The 256-nt window shown below is 50.8% G+C and carries 1 protein-coding gene; it reads right to left on the reverse strand.

Annotated features, from left to right (window positions below; translation table 11 throughout):
• Nucleotides 1–112: 112 nt before the first annotated feature.
• A complete protein-coding gene (gene rpsU / locus SB752_RS32855) occupies nt 113–244 on the reverse strand; it encodes a 30S ribosomal protein S21 (RefSeq protein WP_486320411.1) in 132 nt (43 codons plus the stop codon).
• Nucleotides 245–256 lie beyond the last annotated feature (12 nt).

A 256-nucleotide genomic window follows, 5' to 3' on the forward strand; every position in this document is an offset into this window, starting at 1 on the left:
ATAGGCCCCGATTTTTAGCAATTCATAAACGAAAATAAGCCGCGCATTCCTTTCGGAAGCACGGCCTTACAACTACAACTCGGTCTGATCGGAGAGCAACGCTCTCGGGGAATTAGTACAGACGAGTGCGGCGTGCGTTTTCGCGAGCCAGTTTCTTCGCGTGACGTTTCACTGCAGAAGCTTTAGCGCGCTTACGTTCGGTAGTCGGTTTTTCATAGAACTCACGACGACGAACTTCCGCCAGAACACCTGCTTT

It is taken from the genome of Brevibacillus sp. SIMBA_040, from assembly GCF_046535075.1.
Classification (GTDB): Bacteria; Bacillota; Bacilli; order Brevibacillales; family Brevibacillaceae; genus Brevibacillus.